Here is a 20,869-nt window from a genome sequence, read left to right as displayed (position 1 = left end):
TCTGGGCCTGGGGGCCTGGGGTGCCCCCGGGGGGGTGTTGCCGCCCCCCCGCGGGGGGGGCGCCGCCGGCCGCCGGCCCGCGGACTGTCCGCGGCCCGGCGTCCGTCAGGCCGGCGTCACGCGTCGATGCGCGAGCGGTCCAGGGTGGCGGCGGAGCTGGTGATGAACTCCTTGCGGGGCGCCACCTCGTTGCCCATCAGCAGGTCGAAGACCTGCTCGGAGGCCTCCAGGTCGCCGATGTTGATGCGGCGCAGCGTCCGGAACCGGGGGTCCATCGTGGTCTCGGCCAGCTGGTCGGCGTCCATCTCGCCCAGGCCCTTGTAGCGCTGGATGGTGTCCTTGTAGCGGATGTTCTTGCGCTGGAACTCGAGCAGGGTGCTGCGCAGCTCGTTGTCCGAGTACGTGTACACGTACTTGTCCTGGCCCTTCTTGGGCTGGACCAGCTCGATGCGGTGCAGCGGGGGCACGGCCGCGAAGACCCGGCCCGCCTCGACCATCGGGCGCATGTAGCGCTGGAAGAGGGTCAGCAGCAGGATGCGGATGTGGGCGCCGTCGACATCGGCGTCGACGAGCAGCACGATCTTTCCGTACCGCGCGGCGTCGATGTCGAACGTCCGTCCCGACCCGGCTCCTATGACCTGGATGATCGCGCCGCACTCGGCGTTCTTCAGCATGTCGGAGACCGACGCCTTCTGAACGTTGAGGATCTTGCCGCGGATCGGCAGGAGGGCCTGGAACTCCGAGTTCCGGGCGAGCTTGGCGGTGCCGAGCGCCGAGTCCCCCTCGACGATGAACAGCTCGCTGCGCTCGACGTCGTCACTGCGGCAGTCCGCCAGCTTGGCGGGCAGCGAGGAGGACTCCAGCGCGGTCTTGCGGCGCTGCGCCTCCTTGTGCTGGCGGGCGGCGATGCGGGTGCGGGCGGCGGCCACGATCTTGTCGAGGACCGCGCGGGCCTGCGCCTTGGCGTCCCGCTTGGTGGAGGTCAGGAACTCCTTGAGCTCCTTGGCCACCACGTTCGCGACGATGCGGTTGGCGGCCGAGGTGCCGAGGACCTCCTTGGTCTGGCCCTCGAACTGCGGCTCGGCGAGGCGGACGGTGACGACCGCGGTCAGCCCTTCCAGGGCGTCGTCCTTGACGACGTCGTCCTCGGCGACGCGCAGCATCTTCGTGGCGCGCAGGACCTCGTTGACGGTCTTGGTGACCGAGCGCTCGAAGCCGGTGACATGGGTGCCGCCCTTGGGGGTGGCGATGATGTTGACGAACGACTTCAGGTTGGTGTCGTAGCCGGTGCCCCAGCGCAGCGCGATGTCCACGCCGAGTTCGCGGGTGACCTCGGTCGGCGTCATGTGGCCGCGGTCGTCGAGGACCGGGACGGTCTCCTTGAAGGTGCCCGAGCCGGACAGGCGCAGTACGTCGTTGACGGCCTTGTCCTCGGCCAGGTACTCGCAGAACTCGCTGATCCCGCCGTCGAAGCGGAAGGTCTCCTCGGTCTTGCCCTCGCCGTCGAGACCCCGCTCGTCGCGCACCACGATGGTCAGGCCCGGCACCAGGAAGGCCGTCTGGCGGGCCCGCTGGTAGAGCGTGTCCAGGGAGAGCTTGGCGTCCTTGAGGAAGATCTGCCGGTCGGCCCAGTAGCGGATGCGGGTGCCGGTGCGGCCCTTGGGCACGCGCTTGCCCTTGCGCAGCCCGCTCCCGGGGTCGAAGGGCGCGTCGGGCCCCTGCTCGGTGAAGATGCCGGGCACCCCGCGACGGAAGCTGATCGAGTGGGTGGTGGCGCGGTCGACCTCGACGTCGAGGCGGGCCGAGAGCGCGTTCACCACGGAGGCGCCCACGCCGTGCAGACCGCCGGAGGCGGCGTAGGAGCCGCCGCCGAACTTGCCGCCGGCGTGCAGCTTGGTCATGACGACCTCGACGCCGGAAAGACCCGTCTTGGGCTCGACGTCGACGGGGATGCCCCGCCCGTTGTCACGCACCTCGACGGAGGAGTCGTCGTGCAGGATCACTTCGATGTGGTCGCAGTGGCCGCCCAGGGCCTCGTCGACGGAGTTGTCGATGATCTCCCAGAGGCAGTGCATCAGTCCGCGGCTGTCCGTGGACCCGATGTACATGCCGGGTCGCTTGCGGACGGCCTCCAGGCCTTCGAGCACGAGCAGATGCCGAGCGGTGTAGTTGGAGCCGTCGCGGTCTGCCCCGCTCAGCAGCGCAGTGGACGGAACGGACGTCTCGGCGCTCACGCAGTTCGCTCCTCGCTGAATTTCAATGACGCCCCTGATGGGTAAGGGGCCGGCGTCGGTCGCCGGTCAGAGGGTACCGAGGCCTGGTAGAGCCGTTGTAACGCCACCCTCGCGAAACCTCATGCTAGTCCAGCGTCGCAAACATGTTCGATCCCTCGTGGGGGTGACGCGGATGTCACGTTCCCATTCAGGCATGAACCATTTAGGCTCCGGGCACGTCCTCATGAACAACCGGCAACCCCGCCGGGAGGGCCAAACAAGACAAGCAACGCGAAACCCGTAAAGCTCCGCAATACGGCTCATTCGCCGCCAACCGGCAGCAGACAGCCACCTTGACCAAGAACTTTCGAGGAAAAGCCACGAGCGGGAACGTTTTCGGCCTGGTTGGATGTTGACCCTGGTACGACAGCTCGTCGAGCTAGAGAAGAGGCGACGTGACTACTGTTCTGACCCCCGCGAGCCCCCTGACGGCCGCCGACCGTTGCGACCGCTGCGGCGCACAGGCCTACCTTCGCGTAGTCCTGACCAGCGGCGGCGAACTGCTCTTCTGCGCTCATCACGGACGCAAGTTCGAGCCGGAACTGAAGAAGATCGCCGCTGACATACAGGACGAGACGGACCGCCTCACGGCGGTGCCCGAGTCCGCAGGCGACGAGGATCGCTGAGACCTCGCATCACGACGAGCCAGGGCCGGTCCAGGACCGGCGACGGGCGGCCACTCCCCGTGCAGGGGGAGTGGCCGCCCGTTCTCATGTCCGCGGACCCGGCACGGCCCGGCCCGCGCAGACGCTCAGGCCGTGGCGCCGCCGGGCCGTGCGATGGCCGACACCCGGCTGTAGACCCCCGGGTAGGCGCGCTGTCCGCACCCGTTCCCCCAGGACACCAGGCCGATGAGCCGCCCCTGGAACACCAGCGGCCCGCCACTGTCGCCCTGACAGGCGTCGTGGCCGCCCCTGGGATCGCCCGCGCACAGCATCGTGGCCGCCAGGTAGGGCCCGTCCGAGTTCGGCGGGTAGGCGCGCACACAGGCCTGATCGGAGAGCACGGTGACGGGCGCCGCCCGCAGCGCCGTCGGATAGCTTCCGCCGCCCGAGGTGTCGCCCCAGCCGTAGACCGTGGCCTGGGCGCCGTCCGCGTACCCGGCGTCGCCCGCCCCGGCCACCGGGATGGCGTACGAGGCGGGCAGCGGCCGGGCCAGGGTCAGCTCCGCCAGATCGCCCGCGTTGGTCTTCGGGTCGTAGCCGGGGTTGGTCCAGGCCGCGCTCACCGGGATCTCCTGGCCCTCGTTCGAGACGAGGTCGGTGCGCCCGGCGATGACCACCAGGTCCCGCGCATGGGCCACGTCCGTGCCCAGGACGTCGCTGCGCAGGCAGTGCGCCGCGGTCAGGACCGTGGTCGGCGCGATCACCACGCCCCCGCAGAACTGGCCCGCCCGCGTACCCCCGAACCGGTCACGGCTCGAGAGGGCCACCACCCAGGGACTGTCCGAGATCTTGACGGCGTGCCCACCGATGACGATCTCTTCGGCGGCTGCGGGCAGCGGCGCCCCCAGGGCAACGACCACAAGGGCCGCGGCCCCCGCGGCGGCCAGGGCGATGGAGGGACGCATACGGTCTCCTGACTCTCGGTGACACAGGCACACCCAGCGTCATTCAGCACGTCCTGCACCGCACCCGCGCAACGCGGAAGGGCCCGGCCTCCCCGAAGGAGACCGGGCCCTCGTGCGACGCGGACCGCGACCTAGTCGAGGTAGTCGCGCAGCACCTGCGAACGCGACGGGTGGCGCAGCTTCGACATGGTCTTGGACTCGATCTGGCGGATCCGCTCACGGGTCACGCCATAGACCTTGCCGATCTCGTCCAGCGTCTTGGGCTGGCCGTCGGTGAGGCCGAAGCGCATGGAGACCACGCCCGCCTCGCGCTCCGACAGGGTGTCGAGCACCGAGTGCAGCTGCTCCTGGAGGAGCGTGAAGCTGACCGCGTCGGCCGGGACGACCGCCTCGGAGTCCTCGATGAGGTCACCGAACTCGCTGTCGCCGTCCTCACCGAGGGGGGTGTGCAGCGAGATCGGCTCACGGCCGTACTTCTGGACCTCGATGACCTTCTCCGGGGTCATGTCGAGTTCCTTGGCCAGCTCCTCCGGGGTGGGCTCGCGGCCCAGGTCCTGGAGCATCTGGCGCTGGACGCGCGCGAGCTTGTTGATGACCTCGACCATGTGCACCGGGATACGGATGGTGCGGGCCTGGTCGGCCATGGCGCGGGTGATCGCCTGACGGATCCACCAGGTGGCGTACGTGGAGAACTTGTAGCCCTTGGTGTAGTCGAACTTCTCGACCGCGCGGATCAGACCGAGGTTGCCCTCCTGGATGAGGTCCAGGAAGAGCATGCCGCGGCCGGTGTAACGCTTGGCCAGCGAGACCACCAGACGGAGGTTGGCCTCCAGGAGGTGGTTCTTGGCGCGGCGGCCGTCCTCGGCGATGATCTCCAGCTCGCGCTTGAGCTTCGGCGCCAGCTTGTCCGCGTTGGCCAGCTTGTCCTCGGCGAACAGACCGGCCTCGATGCGCTTGGCGAGCTCGACCTCCTGCTCGGCGTTGAGCAGCGGGACCTTGCCGATCTGCTTGAGGTAGTCCTTGACCGGGTCCGCGGTGGCTCCGGCGACGGCGACCTGCTGGGCCGGAGCGTCGTCCTCGTCCTCGTCGGACAGGACGAAGCCCTTGCTCTCGCCCTCGGGCTCCTCGTCGTCGCCCTTGCCGGGCGCGGCGTCCTCAAGAAGCTCGTCGCCCTCGACGGCCTCGTCGTCGTCGCCCTTCTTGGCGGCGGTCTTCTTCGCCGCGGTCTTCTTGGCCACCGTCTTCTTGGCGGCGGTCTTCTTCACGGCCGCCTTCTTGGCGACGGCCTTCTTTGGGGCGTCGTCGGCCTCATCGGCCGGCACGTCCACGGAGTCGGCCGGGGTCGCGGAGGCGGCGACGGCCCTGGTGGTGGTCACGGTCGTCTTGGCCGCGACCGTCTTGGTGGCGGTGCGCTTCGCCGGGCTCTTCGCTGCGACGCTCTTACGGGTGCGCTTCGGTGATTCCGCGGCACTGACCATCAGCGTCACACCCTCTTCCTCGAGGATCTGGTTGAGGCTGCGCAGAACATTCTTCCACTGGGTCGGCGGAATTTGGTCGGCTTCGAAGGCCCGACGCACGTCGTCGCCGGCGATCTGTCCATCAGCCTTTCCCCGCTCGATGAGCGCCATCACAGACTCGGACTCGGCGATCTCCGGCGGGAGCGTACGGGATGTGCTGGCCGACACGAACAACCTCTCGAAACGATGGAAAACGGCTTCCGGCCCCGCCCAGGATCGGGCCGGAGCCGACGACCACGGCTGGGGATGTGCCGGGGGCGCGGGCTGAACCTCGGAGCTGCACAGCGCCGCACAGGGTCGCTGTATTCCTTCCTCGGCTGTACCTCTTAAGTCATCGCATGGCTCCGAGGAGTGTTACGCGCAATCTTCGTGGCCCGAGTCACACCCCAAAGGCGACCAACGGGTCACAGGGGACAGATACCCCCGTATGGAAGCCCGCCGGACCCGGAGTCGGCCGGACCCGGAGCCGGCCGGAGCCGGAAGCCCGCCGGACCCCTCGCGGGATCCGGCGGCGCGGTGTCGCCGCGGGCTCGCGTCAGTGCTCGCGGGGGGCGGGGACGACCCGCTCCACCTCCGGGTGCACGGTGAGCAGTTGCCGCATGGCCGCCTCGGCCGCCATGGCGTCGCCGCCGGCGAGGGCGTCCACGATCCGCCCGTGGTGCGCGAGGGAGCCGTCCGAGGGGCGGTCACAGCCGGTGATCGGGGAGCCGGAGACCTGGAGGGCGGCCGAGACGATGCCGGAGAGGTGCTCCAGCATCCGGTTGCCGGCGAGCTGGATCAGCAGGGAGTGGAATTCGGCATCGGCGCGGGAGAACGTGATCGAGTCGCCCTGGGCGAGGGCGTGCCCCATGATCTCCACCATGTCGCCGAGGCGCTGCTGGACGTCGTCGCGGCCGTGGCCGGCGGCCAGCCGGGCGGCCAGCGGCTCGATGGTCCAGCGCAGCTCGGCCAGCTCCCGGCGCTGGTCGTCGCGCTGGGGCCCGAAGGCGCGCCATTCGATGATGTCGGGGTCGAGCAGGTTCCAGTCGCTGACCGGACGGACCCGGGTGCCGACGTTCGGCCGCGCACTGACAAGACCCTTGGCTTCGAGCACGCGCAGCGACTCGCGGACGACCGTGCGGGACACCTCGAATCGCTGGCCGATCTCCTCGGGGACGAGCGGACGGTCCGCGCCGAGGTCGCCGGAGACGATCATCTGGCCGAGCTGCTGGACGAGTTGACCGTGCAGCCCCCGGCCGCGGCTGCCCGCCGCGCGCCGGCCCACCCGGCCCAGTTCCGCATCTCCGCCGTCCCAGCCGACGGCGCCGAGCCGGCCGGAGGGGCGCGCCTCCCCGTAGGGGTAGCGGTCGAGTTCGCCCGGAGCCGCGTGGCCGGCGTCGGCGGAGCGGGCGGTCATCATGGTGTGCGCAAGGGTGCTCATGCACCCTTTGTCGGCGGGACTCCGGTGGCCCTTGAGGTCTTTGGTGAAAAGCACACGAAAGGGTGATCACCGCCACCCACGCAATTGACGCTTTATCGGAAAGAAGCGGGCATTCCCAAGGGAGTTGTGGACAGAAGCCCCCTCGCCGCCCGCCGACGCCTCACCAACGGGCCCTGTGGCGCAGCCCGGTGAACAGATAGGCGCAGATCAGGACGGTGAGCGACAGCGCGAGCGCGGCTCCGACCGGTTCGGCGACCAAGTGCAGTGCCGCGACCAGCCAGTGGTCCAGTGCGTGCGGCCAGCGCACCCAGGCCAGGTCGCGCAGCCGGTCGGGCAGCCCGGCCACGGAACGCACCGCGTGCCCGGCCACGGCCTTCCTCAGCAGCGGTACGACGACGACGGGCACGGCGAGCACCGCGGCGAGGCCGGCCGCGGTGGCCCGGAAGATCCCGGCGGCCAGCAGTCCGGCCCAGGCGCACCCGACCGTGAGCCCGGCCCAGCCCGCGCCCAGGCCGAGCCATTCGCGCGGGGGCCCCGTGACGCCGGCTCCGTAGACCAGGCGCAGGCCCTGGAAGTCGACGGCGACCGCCGCGGCCGCGAGCAGCAGGGCCGCCGCTCCGCTCACGAGCAGCTTGGCGAGGAGCAGCCCGAGCCGGCGCGGGACGGTGCCGCGGTCGGCGGCGAGCGCCGGGTAGCGGTACTCGTCGCCGAAGGCGAGCGCGCCGAACAGGCCGGCGCCGAGCGCCGCGGGCGGCAGGGGCAGCAGAGCGGGCCAGGCGGCCAGGAGCCGAGGCGCCGGGACCTGTCCGGAGCGCGCGAGCAGCACGGCGAGCAGGGCCGATGAGGCCACAACTGCCGCCGCCAGCAGGAAGGTTGAGCGTACGCCGAGGAATCTGCGCAGCTCGTAGCGCAGGGGGCGCAGGGGGGTGCGGGCCGGGCGGCGGGCGAGGGGAAGCGGGTGGGAACCCTCGGGCCGGCCGGGCCGTTCCTGGGAGGGGACGGTGGCGATCGGGGCGGTGTCGTCCTCGGCCCGGGCGCCGGGGGCCGCGATGTCCGGGCCGGTGTCGCCGACCTCGTCGGCGAGCCGGTGCAGCAGCACGCCGTTGCGGAAAGCCGTCTCCCCCACCTCCGCACAGCTGCTGCCGTACACGGACAGGTGGTTGCCGTCCTCGGCAACCACCTCCACCGAGCGCTGGGCCGCGCGCGCCTCGCGGCTCACCAGCGCGCCCAGGCGGGCGGCGTGCGGGGTGGCCACGGCGACGCGCGGACGCAGCCGGGTGCGGGCGAACGCGGTGGCGTCCTGGTCGGCGACGAGCCGGCCGCCGTCGATGGTGACCACGCGATCGGCGACGCGGGCCGCCTCCTTGGGGTCGCCGAAGGTGCACAGGACGGTGCCGCCGTGGTCGGCGTAGCCACGCAGGAGCCCGTGGAGCCAGGCGTTCTCGCGGGGAGAGAGCCCCTCGGCCGGTTCGTCGAGCAGGAGGGTGTGCGGGTCGCCGAGCAGGGCAGCCGCGAGGCCCAGCCGCCGGTCCATGCCGAGCGAGAGCGTGCCGAGCCGCTGGTCGGCTACGCCGGAGAGGCCGACCACTTCGAGCATCTCCTGCGCCCGCGACACCGGGACCCCGGCCACCGCGCACATCAGCTTGAGCTGTCCCCGGGTGGTGCGGGCGGGGTGGCCCGGCACGTCGCCGAGCAGGGTGCCCACCTCGCGTGCGGGGTGGGCGAGTTCGTGCAGCGGGCGGCCCCGGAAGTAGGTGATGCCCCGGCCCGGTTCGAGTTCGAGCATGAGGCGCAGGGCCGTCGTACGGCCCGAGCCCGGCTCCCCGAGCAGGGCGGTGAGCTGCCCGGGTCTCGCCTCGAAGGTGAGGTCGTCGACGGCCGGCGGAAGGTCTCCGCGGGGGGCGCTGGTGAGTCCGATTGCCTGGAGCATCGCTTCTCTCGCGGTAGATGAGACCGCTCGGCGGCAGGGGCGGGTGCTCCAGCAAGATAACGCGACATTTAGGACTTTTCTGGCAGCGCGGGTGCGATGTCCGGTCCGGTGTCGGCCTCTTGAAGCACAGGGCGGCTTCACCTGAGGCCACACCCGGGGCGGCCTCGCCGGAGGTCGAGCCGAGGGCCACCCGGCCCAGCTCATGCTCGGCGCGGCCGGCATACGACCTCGGGCACGGCCATCGCGCTCGGGTTCGGCCTCCTGGAGGCGGGCGGTCCGATCCCGCCCTTGTCCGGCCGCGGGCCGCGCTGGGGCGTCGTTCGCCCCCAGGACGTCCGGACGCCAACTCCGCATCGGAGTAAGGCCGTTGGGGCTCGTGCGGCGCCGGGCCCGGGCCGCCGCGCAGGCCCCGCCTTGCCGCGTCAGCCCTCGGGCCATCGCCTCACACCCCGGAACCCATCGCCCCAGGCGCACTGTGGCGGGACGCGGCACGGCCGCACGCGGCACCGCAGGGCAGGGCAGGGCAGGGCAGGGCAGGGCGCGCCGTGGCAGGACGCGGCAGCGCAGGACGCGCCACAGGCCAGAACGCCTCAGACCTCGGGGCGCAGCATCGGCGGGTTCAGCAGGGTCGCGCCGCCGGCGCGGAAGAGCTGGGCGGGGCGGCCGCCCTGGCGGGTCGTGGTGCCGCCGGCCGGGACCAGGAAGCCCGGGGTGCCGGTCACCTTGCGATGGAAGTTGCGCGGGTCGAGGGCGACGCCCCACACCGCCTCGTACACCCGGCGCAGCTCACCGACCGTGAACTCGGCCGGGCAGAAGGCCGTGGCGAGCGAGGAGTACTCGATCTTCGACCGGGCGCGTTCCACGCCGTCCGCCAGGATGCGGGCGTGGTCGAAGGCGAGCGGGGCGGGTGGTTCGCCGTCGCGCCCGAAGCCGCCCTCCTGGCCGAGCAGGTCCTCGACCGGGGCCCAGCGCGCGCTGTGCGCGTCGCCGCCGGCGCGCGGGGCCGGCAGGTCGGGCGCCAGGGCGAGATGGGCGACGCTCACCACGCGCATCCGGGGATCACGCCGCGGGTCGCCGTACGTGGCGAGCTGTTCGAGGTGGGCGCCGTTGGCGGGCGCCGGGGCGGACGGGTCCGACGCGCAGAGCCCCGTCTCCTCACCGAGTTCGCGGGCCGCGGCCATGGAGAGGTCCTCGTCGTCGCGGACGAATCCGCCGGGCAGCGCCCAGCGCCCCTGGAACGGGGGCTCCCCGCGGCGCACCACGAGCGCGCAGAGCGCGTGGCGGCGCACGGTCAGCACGACCAGGTCGACGGTCACGGCGAAGGGCGGAAAGGCCGACGGGTCGTAGGGCGACATGCCGCGATCATAGTCGTCTGCCTGACGATAAACACTCCCTTCGACACCCTCCGGCACTTCTTCTTCTCCCGCCTCCCGGGGCCGCCCGCGCCGCCGTGTCCCGGGCACCCCTCCCGCTCAGCCTCCCAACTGCAGCCCCTCGGCGGCCTGCTCGACCATCGCGACCCCGAGCCTGCTGACCCGCACCGTGAACGGCTCCCCCGCCACGCTCAGCCCCGCGAGCCGGACCGCGCCCAGCGGGGCCGACCGCATCGGGTCGAGCGCCACCGTTCCGGCGGGGGCGTCGGGGCGGATCCCGGCCAGGGCGGTCAGCAGCTGGACACCGGAGGCCGCCGCCACCGCGGCCGGGCGGCACGCGGCCGGGTGCGGCACCGGCACGCTGTCCGCGGTGCGCTGCTCCCCCGCGTACATCTCGGGCAGCCGGTGTCCGAAGGCGTCCGCGGCGGCCAGGACCCCGCGCAGCAGGGCGACAGCCTCCTTCTCGTACCCGGCGGCGGCCAGACCCGCCACGGCCACCGCGCTCTCGTGCACCCGCACCGCCCCGGCCCGGTGCCCGAACGGGTTGTGCCCCGGTTCTTTGACGGCCAGGCCGCGCAGCCCCCACCCGGAGTCCATCGCGGGACTGCCCAGGAGGCGGGCCAGCTGCTCGGTCTGCACCTTGTCGAGCAGTCCCGGAGCGAGGCACCCGCCGCCCAGGAGCCCGGTGTCGAGCAGGTGGGCCGCGCCGGCGCCGAGCAGCGGCACCGGGCGCCCGTCGGCGGTACGGGCGGCGGCGGGCCGGCCACCGCCGAGATCGTCCAGCCAGAACTCCGCGCGGAACCGCTCGCGCAAGGCACCCGCCCGTGCGAGCCACGCCTCGGCGCCGGGCCGGCCGCACTCGCGCAGCAGGTCCGCTCCGAGCAGCGCGGCCCGGTGCACGTGGGCCTGCGTCTCGGCGCGCACGAGCCCCGCGGCCCCGGGGCCGCTCTCGGCGAGGTAGCCGTCCTCGCCCAGGGCCGCCGCCAGCCAGTGCAGACACCGCTCGGCGGCGGGCAGCAGCTCGGCCACCTCCGACTCGGGCAACCCCCACCGCCGGGCCTCCGCCAGGACGACCGGGAAGGCGAGGGTGGCCTCGACCCCCGTACAGCCCGGCGGCAGATAGGGCCCGGCGTCCCGGAAGGGGCCAGGAAGACGCCCCAACTCACCTTCTGGCCCGGCGAGTTGCGTACGGGCCAGGGTGCGCAGGGTGGCGGCCGCGAGCCGGGGCGACAGGGGCAGCGCCATGCGCGCCGCCCAGAGCGCCTCGGCGGGCGCCGGACCGCACCGCCAGGGCACCCCGGCCGCCGCGTACAGATCGGACGGGCGGGCCGGGTCGCGGATCAGCAGGGCCCGCAGGTCGTCGATGCTGCGGTGCAGCAGGGCCGCCACCCTCGGGTCGTCGCCCTCGGCCCTGGCCTCCTGGGGGGTGGGCAGCGGATGTACGCCCTGGCCGGGTGGCCGGACCGGCCGCCCGGCCCTGATGGACAGCTGGATGGTGCACGAGCCGCCCGGCGGCAGCTCCACCGCCCAGCGCAGCACCCCGGCCGAGGCCAATGCGTCGGCGGGCGGAGGCTGGGCGGTCACCGTGCAGTGGGCCCCGCCCGAGGTCCAGCGCATGCCCGAGTCGTGGACGCTGGCGGGCAGTTCGGGCCCCGCGCGCCCCGCGGCGACCGCGCCGAGGTCGGCCAGGTCGGTACCGAGCGCGATCTCCACGGGCACACGCAGCGGCCGGGCCGCCGCGCTGGACAGGGTGATCCGCTCGGTGCCGTCCGCCTGGCGGAGCCGTTCCACGGCGATCTCGGGGTCGGGCCCGTTGTCCGCCGGGGTGCGCACCACGGCGAGGAAGCGGGCTCGGTCGGCCGATATCGACCGGCCCTGCACCGCGATCGGATCGCGGCCCGCCACCTTCAACTGGCAGCGGGAGAGCACCCGTCGACCGTGCTGGTAGAACCCTTCGAGGCCATGCCCGGTGAGCTGGCCGTGTTCCGGCGACACCGCGAGGCCCGGCAGGGCCACACAGATCACCGCCGCGTGCACCGCCGGGAGCTCCCCCGGCGGCCCGGCGGCCCTGGGCGCGACGGGCCCCGGCGGGCTTCCGGGACCGTTGCGGGGCGGGGTGCTGGGCACCATTGCGTATTCCTCCTGCCTGAGCCGGACGGCGGGGACGACGGCGGTCGGGGCGCGGGTGGCGCCGTCCGTGCGGCGCGGTGCCCGGTGCCGCGCCGCCCTCCACGTGAACGCCGCGGGCGTCGGCCGGGTCACGGACCGCCCCCCTCCCGCGCCAGCCCCCTCCCCCCGAAGGCACACACCCCACCTCCCCTGCACACCCGGCCCACTCATGAACCCCCCGGGCCCCACGGCCCCTCGCCGCGCACGGACTCCTCTCCAACGGACTCACCTCCCGCCGATCCAGGGCGCACAGATTCAGGGTGTGCGGATTCGGGCTGTGCGGGTTCAGGCTGTACGGATTCGGGCCGTGCGGATCCGGGCCGTACTGGCTCGGGGCGTGCGGACCCGCGACGGGCGGAGCCCGGGCCGGGCGGCTCCGGACGGACAGCGCCACCCGGAGCCGAACTCCCCTTCCCCCGCTGTCGATTCACCCGCTTGGCGGCCGGCTGCCCCGTCGAACCTCGGGACCCCGGCCGGACGGGCCGGCCCGCCGTGGGGTCGGGGTCAGGGTCGAGGTCCGCAGCGGAGAGGGCGGGCCCGGCGAGGGAGGGGTCGGGCCCGGCCGGAGAGGAGCCGGCCTCGGGCGGGGAGGGGTCGGGCTCGGCCGGAGAGAGGCCGGCCTCGGGCGGGGAGGGGTCGGGCTTTGCCGGAGAGAGGCCGGGCTCCGGCTCTGCCGGACCCGCCAGGCGTGCCGCGCGCTCCTCCCTCAGGCAGATGCGCAGCTCCTCGGGGTCAAGGCCCTGGTTGCAGGCCTCGTGCAGGAGGTTCGCGAAGCGGTAGTCGGGGTCGGCCCGCAGGGCGAGGCCGAAGGCGACCCGGGCGTGCGGCTCGTCACCGGTCGACCAGGACACCCAGCCCGCCAGCGTCAGCAGCGCGGCGGCGTGGTCGCCGTACGGCCCGACGCAGCGGCGTGCCAGTGCACGCCACAGACGCAGGGCCGGGCCCGCTTCCGGTTCTTCCATCCATTCGGCGGCCCAGTCGCGGGTGACCCGGTCCTGCAGGCCCAGGATCACCGCCGCGGCCTCGTCATGGGCGATGAGCCCGTCGTCCAGCTCGTCCAGCGCGTCCGTGCCGAGCGGCAGCGTGCCGGACCCACGGCGGGTGCGGCCCCGGCGCGGCTTCGGCGCATCCGCGATGCGGCGCATGAGCCGGGCCGCCAGGTCCAGCGTCTCGTCGGCCACGGTCCGCCGGTCGCCCTCGCTCAGGATGCGCGGGAACATCTCGGCCGCCGCCGCGTCCAGCGCCCGTTCCTGCTCGATCGCCGCGGCCGTGCTCCACGGCGCCAGCCGCTCCTCCATCTCCCGCAGGGAGCCCCGCACTTGGATGCCCGCATACGCGGCCGCGGCGGCCATCACGGAGGTGCCCGGGGGGCGAGGACACTGCCCTCGGGCGGACAGCAGCGGGCGTCAGGGCAGCAGTAGGACCAGTACCGGCCGTCGGAGACGCACAGCGCCTCGCGGACCGGAACGTCGAGGTTGCCGCACGCGATGCGCAGCCGCTGGGCCAACGGCCGCAGGCGCTGCATCACTTCATATCCGGTACCGCCCGCTCCGCCGGCCCCGGCCGCACCGTTCGCCGACGGATCCTGGCAGAGGAAGACGACGACGCCGTCCGGCCGGGCTCCGCGCCGCTCGCTTCCCGTCACCAGGCAGTCGGCGAGCTGGTCGGCGATGTCGGGCCACTCCTGCGGCGAGGCCGGAAGCCCCACTCTGACCCGGCCGCCGAACCGCCCGCCCGGGCCGTGGAGCGCCAGCAGGACGATCGAGTCGGTCGGATGGAAACCCAGCAAGTACGGCAGTGCGTCGGCCAGTTCGCGTGGGCCGCGCAAGGTGATCCGGGGGTCGTCGGAAGCGGCGTGGGAGCCCGATTCGTGGTGTTCGTTCGTGTCTCGCATGTCCTGAGGGTTTCGCGATCACGGATCTCCCACCACCCCTGTGGACAACCTTGTCCACAGGCCGAATCAGCTGGTCGTACAAACTCGGCCCGGTCCGGAAAACCGCCGCGACGACGGTGGCGGACCGGCGCCGTCAGGCCGGTTCCGGGCACGCGGGCGGTACCGGGACGAGTCCCCGGCGCAAGCCCGTGACCTGTGGGAACGGGCCCGACGCGGGGTGAAGGGCCGCGATTGTCGGACCCGTCCTGTTGTATGGGGGCATGGAGCACACGAGCAACGCGCAGCTGCGCACCGAGGCCGACGCCGTCCTCGCCCGCCTCGTCGGGGGCGCGGGCGCCACGGCGCGGCTGCGCGAGGACCAGTGGCGGGCCATCGAGGCGCTGGTCGCCGACAAGCGCCGGGCGCTGGTGGTGCAGCGCACCGGCTGGGGCAAGTCGGCGGTGTACTTCGTGGCGACCGCGCTGCTCCGGGCCCGCGGGGCCGGGCCCACGGTGATCGTCTCGCCGCTGCTAGCCCTGATGCGCAACCAGGTGGAGGCCGCCGCCCGGGCCGGCATCACGGCCCGGACGATCAACTCGGCCAACCCCGAGGAGTGGGACACCGTCCAGGAGGAGGTCGCGGCCGGCGCCGTCGACGTGCTCCTGGTGTCGCCCGAGCGCCTCAACAATCCGGACTTCCGGGACAATGTGCTGCCGAAGCTGTCGGCGGCCACCGGTCTGCTCGTGGTTGACGAGGCGCACTGCATCTCCGACTGGGGCCACGACTTCCGGCCCGACTACCGACGGCTGCGCACGATGCTGGCCGAACTGCCGCCGGGCGTCCCGGTGTTGGCGACCACGGCGACCGCGAACGCCCGGGTGACGGCGGACGTGGCCGAGCAGCTCGGCACCGGCGGCGGCTCGGACGCGCTGGTGCTGCGCGGCCCGCTGGACCGCGAGAGCCTGAGCCTCAACGTGCTGTCGCTGCCGGACGCGGCGCACCGGCTCGGCTGGCTCGCCGACCACCTCGACGAGCTGCCGGGTTCGGGGATCATCTACACCCTCACGGTCGCGGCGGCCGAGGAGATCACCACGTATCTGCGCCGGCGCGGGCACACCGTCGCCTCGTACACCGGCAAGACGGAGAACGCGGACCGCCAGCAGGCCGAGGACGATCTGCTGGCCAACCGGGTCAAGGCCCTCGTGGCCACGTCCGCGCTGGGCATGGGCTTCGACAAGCCCGACCTGGGCTTCGTCGTCCACCTCGGCTCGCCGTCCTCGCCGATCGCCTACTACCAGCAGGTCGGCCGCGCGGGCCGTGGGGTGGCGCACGCCGAGGTGCTGCTGCTGCCCGGCCGCGAGGACGAGGCGATCTGGAAGTACTTCGCGTCGGTGGCGTTCCCGCCCGAGGAGCAGGTGCGGCGCACCCTGGACGTGCTGGCGCAGAGCGGCCGCCCGATGTCGCTGCCTGCCCTGGAGCCCCTGGTGGAGCTGCGGCGCACCCGCTTGGAGACGATGCTGAAGGTGCTCGACGTGGACGGCGCGGTGCGCCGGGTCAAGGGCGGCTGGACGACGACGGGCGAGCCCTGGGTGTACGACACGGAGCGGTACGCGTGGGTGGCCCGCCAGCGCTCCGCGGAACAGCAGGCGATGCGTGACTACGCCGCGACGACGGGCTGTCGGATGGAATTCCTGCGCCGCCAGCTCGACGACGAGCAGGCCGCGCCGTGCGGGCGCTGCGACAACTGCGCGGGCGCCCGCTTCACCGCCGACGTGTCGGGCACGGCCCTGGACGAGGCGCGCGGCGAGCTCACCAGGCCCGGTGTCGAGGTGGAGCCCCGCAAGATGTGGCCCACTGGCCTCGCGGCGATCGGCATCGACCTGAAGGGCCGTATCCCGGCGGGGGAACTCGCCTTTCCCGGCCGTGCGTTGGGGCGTTTGTCGGACATCGGCTGGGGCAACCGGCTGCGCCCGATGCTCGCGCCGACGGCGGCGGACGGGCCGGTGCCCGACGACGTGGTGCAGGCCGTGGTGAGCGTGCTGGCCGACTGGGCGAAGGGGCCGGGCGGCTGGGCCTCGGGCACCGCGGGCGCGCCGCCCCGGCCCGTGGGCGTGGTGACGGTGCCTTCGCGCACCCGGCCGGCGCTCGTCGCCTCGCTCGGCGCGCGCATCGCGGAGATCGGCCGGATGCCGCTGCTGGGGTCGCTGGAGTACGCCGGAGGTGCGGAGGGCGAGCGCGTCGTCCAGTCCAACAGTGCCCAGCGGGTGCGCGCCCTGCACCACGCCTTCGTGGTGCCCGAGGCGCTGGCGGACGCCCTGGCGTCGGCGGGCGGGCCGGTGCTGCTCGTCGACGACGCGTCCGACACGGGCTGGACGCTGGCGGTCGCGGCCAGGCTGCTGCGCCGCTCCGGGGCCGAGGGGGTGTTCCCGCTGGTGCTCGCCGTCCAGGCGTGAGGGCGGCGGTGGCCGAGGGGAAGGGCCCGGGCCGGTGGGAGAACAGGGATGGCCGGGGGCGCCGCTGGGCAGGGATATCGGTGTCGTATCCCGCCGATTCGGGTCAGCGGTCTCCCTCGCTCGTTGCCGCCGGACCGCGCGGCGGTGAGAATTGGAGCCACCCCGCACGGTCCCCTGTGGTCCTGAAGGGCTGTGCCGTGGTGCGCCTCCACCAGGCCGGCCCGCACGGTGGGCGTCTTCGCGGAAGGGAGGACCGTGACCTTCAGCACCGCTCCGTCCGCCGCCCCGGCGGCCTCCGCACCTCTCGCGGCCGGCTCCGCCCAGCGGTTCGGGCGGATCCTGGAGCCCGCGCAGTGGTCGGCGGCAGGAATCCCGCTGCTGCGCAACCCCCGGGAGATCGTCAACGGGCTGCACGCCCGGCACCGTCCGGCGCTCGCGACCGCGGTCGTGGCGGTCCTCGATCATGAGGAACGGCTCGCGGCCAGCGCGTCGTTCGCCCGCCGTGCCACGCCGGTCGACGGCTGGGAGTTCCGCAACGCGCTGCTCGCGCATCTGCGCCGGGTCATCCCGCACGACCTGCGGCGCCGCGCCCCGGTGCGCACCGCCGTGCTGCTCTACTGCCGGGACGGGGACGAGCGCTGGACGGAGGAGGACGGCGCCTGGATGTGGGGACTGCGCGACGCCTGCACCCTGCACGGGTTGCGCTGCGGCGCGTACATCACGCTGACCCGGGACGGCTGGCAGGTGCTGGGCGAGGGCCGCGGCGGGCGGCGCCCGAGTTCGGCCGCGGGGCCCGGCTCGCTCGCCGACGCCGAGAAGGAACTGGCCGAGCCGCTGACGCTGCGCTCGGCGTCGGGCACGGCGGACATGCTGCGGCGCACCGCCGCCCGGTGAACCGCCCCGCGCGCTGAACCGTTCCGCGCGCTAACCGCCGTGCACGCTGAACCGCCCCGCGCCCCGTGCCGTAAAGCGCACGCGGGCCGAGGACCACCCGCCTCCGGACCGGCCGGACGCGCACACGGGTGCGCGGGGCCGGTACGCGGAGGAGGGCTCAGACTCCGGCGCCCAGCGCCGCGTTGATGTGCTGCGGGTCGCCGCACACGATGAGCAGCGCCTCGGCACGGGCCAGGGCGAGCGGCAGGCCGCGGATGGCCGTGTCGGCGTCGGCGTTGGCCGCGACGACGACCACCGGCCGGGCCGAGGCCCGCTCGGCGTCGGCCGCCGCGGCGTAGAAGACGTCGTCCCGGGCGTCGTGCTGGGCCCAGTAGGCGTCCGCGCCGAAGGACAGCTCGTGCGCCGCCCACGGGTGCGGGTCACCGGTGGTGAGGACCAGGATGTCGCCCGGCGCGCGGCCGGTGTCGAGCAGCAGGTCCACCGCTTCGCCCGCGGCGTCGAGCGCGCCGTCGGCCGGAGCCGGGACGAGCTGGATCTGCGGGCCGGCCGGGGTCGTCGGCAGGGGCGGCGGGGTCGGCGCGGCGGAGGTGTGCGACCGCTGCGCGGGGGGCGTGGGCCGGGCCGGGCCGGGGCCCGGACGTCCGGGACGCGGAACGGCCGCGGGACGCGGACCGGGTACGGGGCGAGGGGTCTGCGCGCTGCGGCCGGCGGCCGGGGTGACGCGGGGACCCTGGGCACTCTCGTGAATCTGAGGCTCCTCGGGGATGAGAGGCATGGGTGGATGTCTATCAAATGCCGGTGAAGTCGTCACCGGCGGGTGGGCACAAAGGTGCGATCGGGGCGGAGTCTCCCCGCAACTGGGCGGGAAAGTCCAGGGATTTCAGGACGCGGCGAGGAACTCGCACCCGCGCCGAAAAGCGGACCGGAAGGCTCCGGGAACGGGGCCGCACCGCGGGGAGAACGGGCCGGGAAGCTCCGGCGCCCGCCCGTCTCACGGGTCAGAAGTCGAAGCCGAGCTGTCCCCCGCTTTCGAGTGCGGCCGCCTCGGCGGACAGCCGCGTCTTCTTCAGGTGCCGCCACCGGGGCAGCCCGTCCAGATACGACCAGGACAGCCGGTGGTAGGGCGTGGGCCCCAGCTCTTCGAGGGCCGCCTTGTGCACGGGAGAGGGGTAGCCGGCATTCTCGGCGAAGCCGAATCCGGTGAACTCCCCCTCCAAGCCCGTCAGTTGGGCCATCATCGCGTCCCGGCGCACTTTGGCGATCACCGAGGCGGCCGAGACCGCGATGCAGGACTGGTCGCCCTTGATCACCGTACGGACCTGCCAGGGCAGTCCGAGGTAGTCGTGCTTGCCGTCGAGGATCACCGCGTCCGGCCGCACCGGCAGCGCCTCCAGGGCGCGCACCGCGGCGAGCCGCAGGGCGGCGGTCATGCCCAGCTCGTCGATCTCCTCGGGTGAGGCGTCTCCGAGCGCGTAGGCGGTGACCCAGCCTTCGAGGACCGCGGCGAGTTCGGTGCGGCGCTTCGGGCTGATCAGCTTGGAGTCGGTGAGCCCGGCGGGCGGGCGGCGCAGTCCGGTGACGGCCGCGCAGACCGTGACGGGACCGGCCCACGCCCCGCGTCCGACTTCGTCGACACCGGCGACGATCCTGGCTCCGGTGGTGGCGCGGATCGAGCGCTCGACGCTGTGGGTGGGTGGTTCGTACGGCATGGCGCCTGCAAGGTTACGCCGCCGCGGGCCGCCCGCGACACCCAGGTCTCCCCGGGCGTCTTCGCGAGCGGCCACGGGTCAGCGGGCGGGGGCCGCCGGGACCCAGTCCGGCAGTGTCTCGGTGCGCTCCAGCCAGCCGGCCGGCGGCGCACCCGCCGGGGCGGCCGCCACGATCCCGCCGACGATCGCGCACGTCGTGTCGACGTCGCCGCCGACCTGCGCGGTGGTCCAGAACGCCCGCTCGTAGTCGCCCAGCGCGCGGGCCGCCGACCACAGCGCGAACGGCACGGTGTCGTGCGCGCTGGTGCGCCGGCCCGAGCCGAGGACCGCCGCGACCGTCGCCGCGTCGTCGTAGTCGAGCATGTCCCGCGCCCGCCGCAGCCCGGCGCCGACCGCGCTGCGCGGCACCAGCGCGATCACCGTGTCGAGCAGCTCACCGGGTGCGGGCGGGCCCGCCGGGGAGGCGGCCAGGGCCGCGGCTGCCGCCACCGCCATGGCGCCCACCACGGCCTCGCGGTGCTGGTGGGTGGTGTACGAGGAGATCTCGGCCTGGTGGGTCGCCTGTTCGGGGTCGTCCGCGTACCAGGCGCCGAGCGGCGCGATCCGCATCGCGGAGCCGTTGCCCCAGGAGCCCTGGCCCTTGAACAGGGCCGACGCCAGCTCCCGCCAGTCGCCGCCCTCCCGCACCAGGCGCAGCATGCGGTTGACCGCCGGGCCGTAGCCGCGGTCGAAGTCGTGCCGGTGGGCGAAGGACAGCGCGAGCGCGTCCTGGTCGATCCGGCCGTGCGAGCCGAGCACGGCCAGCACCGAGCAGGCCATCTCGGTGTCGTCGGTCCACTGCCAGGGGCCTTCGGGCAGGTCCCGGCGTTTGAGCAGGGGATAGTTGACGGGGACGAAGAACTGGGAGCCCAGTGCGTCTCCGACGGACAGGCCGCGCAGGCTGTCGAGGGCGCGGACGAAACGCGTGTCGGGTGATTCGGTGGAGGAGTCGGCGGTCATCGCCCACCCACTCTATCCGGTGATCCCGTACGGCTCGGGGGCGCGCCACCGCTGGAACGGCCGGTCGAGTGCGTACCGCCCGTCCGCCCCGAGCAGCAGGGTCCTGGTCTCGGCGTTCCCCGGATTGGACAGTGACTCGAAGTCGGCGACGCTCCAGTGGAACCAGCGCATGCAGAACAGGCGCATGGTGAGTCCGTGCGTCACCAGGAGCACGTTGGGCGGATGGTCGGGCGCCTCGAAGCTGCGGTAGAGGCTCTCCAGGAACGCCCCGACCCGGTCGTAGACGTCGGCCCCCGACTCGCCCTGGGCGAACCGGTAGAAGAAGTGCCCGTAGGCGTCCCGGTAGGCCTTCTGGAGCTTGACGTCGTCGCGGTCCTGCCAGTTCCCCCAGTCCTGCTCGCGCAGCCTCGGTTCCTCGCGGACGCGCACCCGGGCGGGGTCGAGGCCGAACGCCCGGAACGTCTCGTGGGTGCGCCGGTAGGGCGAGACGTACACGCTGACCCGTTCGTCCCCGAACATCGCGCGCAGCTCCCGCCCGGTCCCCTCGGCCTGGCGCAGCCCGGCCGCGGTGAGCCGCAGCGCATGGTCGGGCTCCCGTTCGTACACGGTGTCGTCGGCATTGCCCTCCGACTCGCCATGCCGGACGAGGACAATGCGCCGTGGTCGTGCCATGCCCAAACACTAGATCG

14 protein-coding genes and 1 pseudogene are annotated in these 20,869 nt (G+C 73.5%); 3 read left to right on the top strand and 12 right to left on the bottom strand.

All coding sequences use genetic code 11. The features are described from left to right. Positions 1-116 precede the first annotated feature (116 nt). Positions 117-2,234 carry a type IIA DNA topoisomerase subunit B gene (locus ACGF3I_RS10645; RefSeq protein WP_393130281.1) on the bottom strand — a complete coding sequence of 706 codons (2,118 nt, stop codon included), beginning with the start codon at positions 2,232-2,234 and terminating at the stop codon, positions 117-119. 434 nt (positions 2,235-2,668) lie between these two features. On the opposite strand from ACGF3I_RS10645, the gene ACGF3I_RS10640 reads away from it, so the two are divergent. Then, the gene (locus ACGF3I_RS10640) at positions 2,669-2,899 is read left to right on the top strand and encodes a hypothetical protein (RefSeq protein WP_053725523.1); all 231 of its coding nucleotides are present in this window, start codon (positions 2,669-2,671) and stop codon (positions 2,897-2,899) included. A 125-nt stretch (positions 2,900-3,024) separates the two neighbouring features. Here the strand turns inward: ACGF3I_RS10640 and ACGF3I_RS10635 are convergent, their stop codons facing one another. The 7 genes and pseudogenes from ACGF3I_RS10635 to ACGF3I_RS10605 all read right to left on the bottom strand — a co-directional run bounded on the left by ACGF3I_RS10635 (position 3,025) and on the right by ACGF3I_RS10605 (position 14,146). Continuing rightward, the gene (locus tag ACGF3I_RS10635; RefSeq protein ID WP_393130280.1) at positions 3,025-3,843 is read right to left on the bottom strand and encodes a serine protease; all 819 of its coding nucleotides are present in this window, start codon (positions 3,841-3,843) and stop codon (positions 3,025-3,027) included. A 131-nt stretch (positions 3,844-3,974) separates the two neighbouring features. Continuing rightward, positions 3,975-5,528, bottom strand: coding sequence for an RNA polymerase sigma factor (locus ACGF3I_RS10630; protein WP_393130279.1), 1,554 nt, complete (start codon positions 5,526-5,528; stop codon positions 3,975-3,977). 367 nt (positions 5,529-5,895) lie between these two features. Next, positions 5,896-6,780, bottom strand: a complete 885-nt coding sequence (locus ACGF3I_RS10625) for a FadR/GntR family transcriptional regulator (protein ID WP_393130278.1) — start codon at positions 6,778-6,780, stop codon at positions 5,896-5,898. Between the two features lie 160 nt (positions 6,781-6,940). Then, complete coding sequence (locus tag ACGF3I_RS10620; protein WP_393130277.1) at positions 6,941-8,710, bottom strand: ATP-binding cassette domain-containing protein; 1,770 nt, start codon at positions 8,708-8,710, stop codon at positions 6,941-6,943. A 590-nt stretch (positions 8,711-9,300) separates the two neighbouring features. Next, positions 9,301-10,065, bottom strand: a complete 765-nt coding sequence (locus tag ACGF3I_RS10615) for an NUDIX domain-containing protein (protein WP_393130276.1) — start codon at positions 10,063-10,065, stop codon at positions 9,301-9,303. Positions 10,066-10,182: 117 nt separating this feature from the next. Then, positions 10,183-12,213, bottom strand: coding sequence for a glycogen debranching N-terminal domain-containing protein (locus ACGF3I_RS10610; protein ID WP_393130275.1), 2,031 nt, complete (start codon positions 12,211-12,213; stop codon positions 10,183-10,185). A 206-nt stretch (positions 12,214-12,419) separates the two neighbouring features. Beyond that, positions 12,420-14,146 (bottom strand): annotated as a pseudogene (locus tag ACGF3I_RS10605) (DUF4192 family protein). 260 nt (positions 14,147-14,406) lie between these two features. On the opposite strand from ACGF3I_RS10605, the gene ACGF3I_RS10600 reads away from it, so the two are divergent. Beyond that, on the top strand, positions 14,407-16,578 hold the full coding sequence (locus tag ACGF3I_RS10600; RefSeq protein ID WP_393130274.1) for a RecQ family ATP-dependent DNA helicase: 2,172 nt from the start codon (positions 14,407-14,409) through the stop codon (positions 16,576-16,578). 255 nt (positions 16,579-16,833) lie between these two features. Beyond that, the gene (locus tag ACGF3I_RS10595; protein WP_393130273.1) at positions 16,834-17,472 is read left to right on the top strand and encodes a hypothetical protein; all 639 of its coding nucleotides are present in this window, start codon (positions 16,834-16,836) and stop codon (positions 17,470-17,472) included. Between the two features lie 157 nt (positions 17,473-17,629). Here ACGF3I_RS10595 and ACGF3I_RS10590 read toward each other — a convergent pair whose 3' ends face one another. The 4 genes from ACGF3I_RS10590 to ACGF3I_RS10575 form a co-directional block, all read right to left on the bottom strand. After that, positions 17,630-18,247, bottom strand: coding sequence for a hypothetical protein (locus tag ACGF3I_RS10590; protein ID WP_393130272.1), 618 nt, complete (start codon positions 18,245-18,247; stop codon positions 17,630-17,632). 223 nt (positions 18,248-18,470) lie between these two features. Further along, the gene (locus tag ACGF3I_RS10585; protein ID WP_393130271.1) at positions 18,471-19,181 is read right to left on the bottom strand and encodes a ribonuclease HII; all 711 of its coding nucleotides are present in this window, start codon (positions 19,179-19,181) and stop codon (positions 18,471-18,473) included. Between the two features lie 78 nt (positions 19,182-19,259). Further along, positions 19,260-20,180 carry an ADP-ribosylglycohydrolase family protein gene (locus ACGF3I_RS10580; RefSeq protein WP_393130270.1) on the bottom strand — a complete coding sequence of 307 codons (921 nt, stop codon included), beginning with the start codon at positions 20,178-20,180 and terminating at the stop codon, positions 19,260-19,262. A 12-nt stretch (positions 20,181-20,192) separates the two neighbouring features. After that, positions 20,193-20,852 carry a histidine phosphatase family protein gene (locus ACGF3I_RS10575; RefSeq protein WP_393130269.1) on the bottom strand — a complete coding sequence of 220 codons (660 nt, stop codon included), beginning with the start codon at positions 20,850-20,852 and terminating at the stop codon, positions 20,193-20,195. Between the last annotated feature and the right edge of the window lie 17 nt (positions 20,853-20,869).

The sequence above is a fragment of the Streptomyces sp. NPDC048111 genome (genome assembly GCF_043202815.1).
In the GTDB taxonomy this organism is placed as follows: domain Bacteria; phylum Actinomycetota; class Actinomycetes; order Streptomycetales; family Streptomycetaceae; genus Streptomyces.
The sequence above is the reverse complement of the archived record's forward strand: the minus strand, read 5'-3'. Positions and strand labels throughout refer to the sequence as shown.

What these genes read in the sequence shown, in the direction of transcription:
- ACGF3I_RS10635 (WP_393130280.1), bottom strand. Translation starts at nt 3,843, where the DNA reads ATGCGTCCCTCCATCGCCCTGGCCGCCGCGGGGGCCGCGGCCCTTGTG.
- ACGF3I_RS10625 (WP_393130278.1), bottom strand. Translation starts at nt 6,780, where the DNA reads ATGAGCACCCTTGCGCACACCATGATGACCGCCCGCTCCGCCGACGCC.
- ACGF3I_RS10620 (WP_393130277.1), bottom strand. Translation starts at nt 8,710, where the DNA reads ATGCTCCAGGCAATCGGACTCACCAGCGCCCCCCGCGGAGACCTTCCG.
- ACGF3I_RS10615 (WP_393130276.1), bottom strand. Translation starts at nt 10,065, where the DNA reads ATGTCGCCCTACGACCCGTCGGCCTTTCCGCCCTTCGCCGTGACCGTC.
- ACGF3I_RS10610 (WP_393130275.1), bottom strand. Translation starts at nt 12,213, where the DNA reads ATGGTGCCCAGCACCCCGCCCCGCAACGGTCCCGGAAGCCCGCCGGGG.
- ACGF3I_RS10600 (WP_393130274.1), top strand. Translation starts at nt 14,407, where the DNA reads ATGGAGCACACGAGCAACGCGCAGCTGCGCACCGAGGCCGACGCCGTC.
- ACGF3I_RS10590 (WP_393130272.1), bottom strand. Translation starts at nt 18,247, where the DNA reads ATGCCTCTCATCCCCGAGGAGCCTCAGATTCACGAGAGTGCCCAGGGT.
- ACGF3I_RS10585 (WP_393130271.1), bottom strand. Translation starts at nt 19,181, where the DNA reads ATGCCGTACGAACCACCCACCCACAGCGTCGAGCGCTCGATCCGCGCC.
- ACGF3I_RS10580 (WP_393130270.1), bottom strand. Translation starts at nt 20,180, where the DNA reads ATGACCGCCGACTCCTCCACCGAATCACCCGACACGCGTTTCGTCCGC.
- ACGF3I_RS10575 (WP_393130269.1), bottom strand. Translation starts at nt 20,852, where the DNA reads ATGGCACGACCACGGCGCATTGTCCTCGTCCGGCATGGCGAGTCGGAG.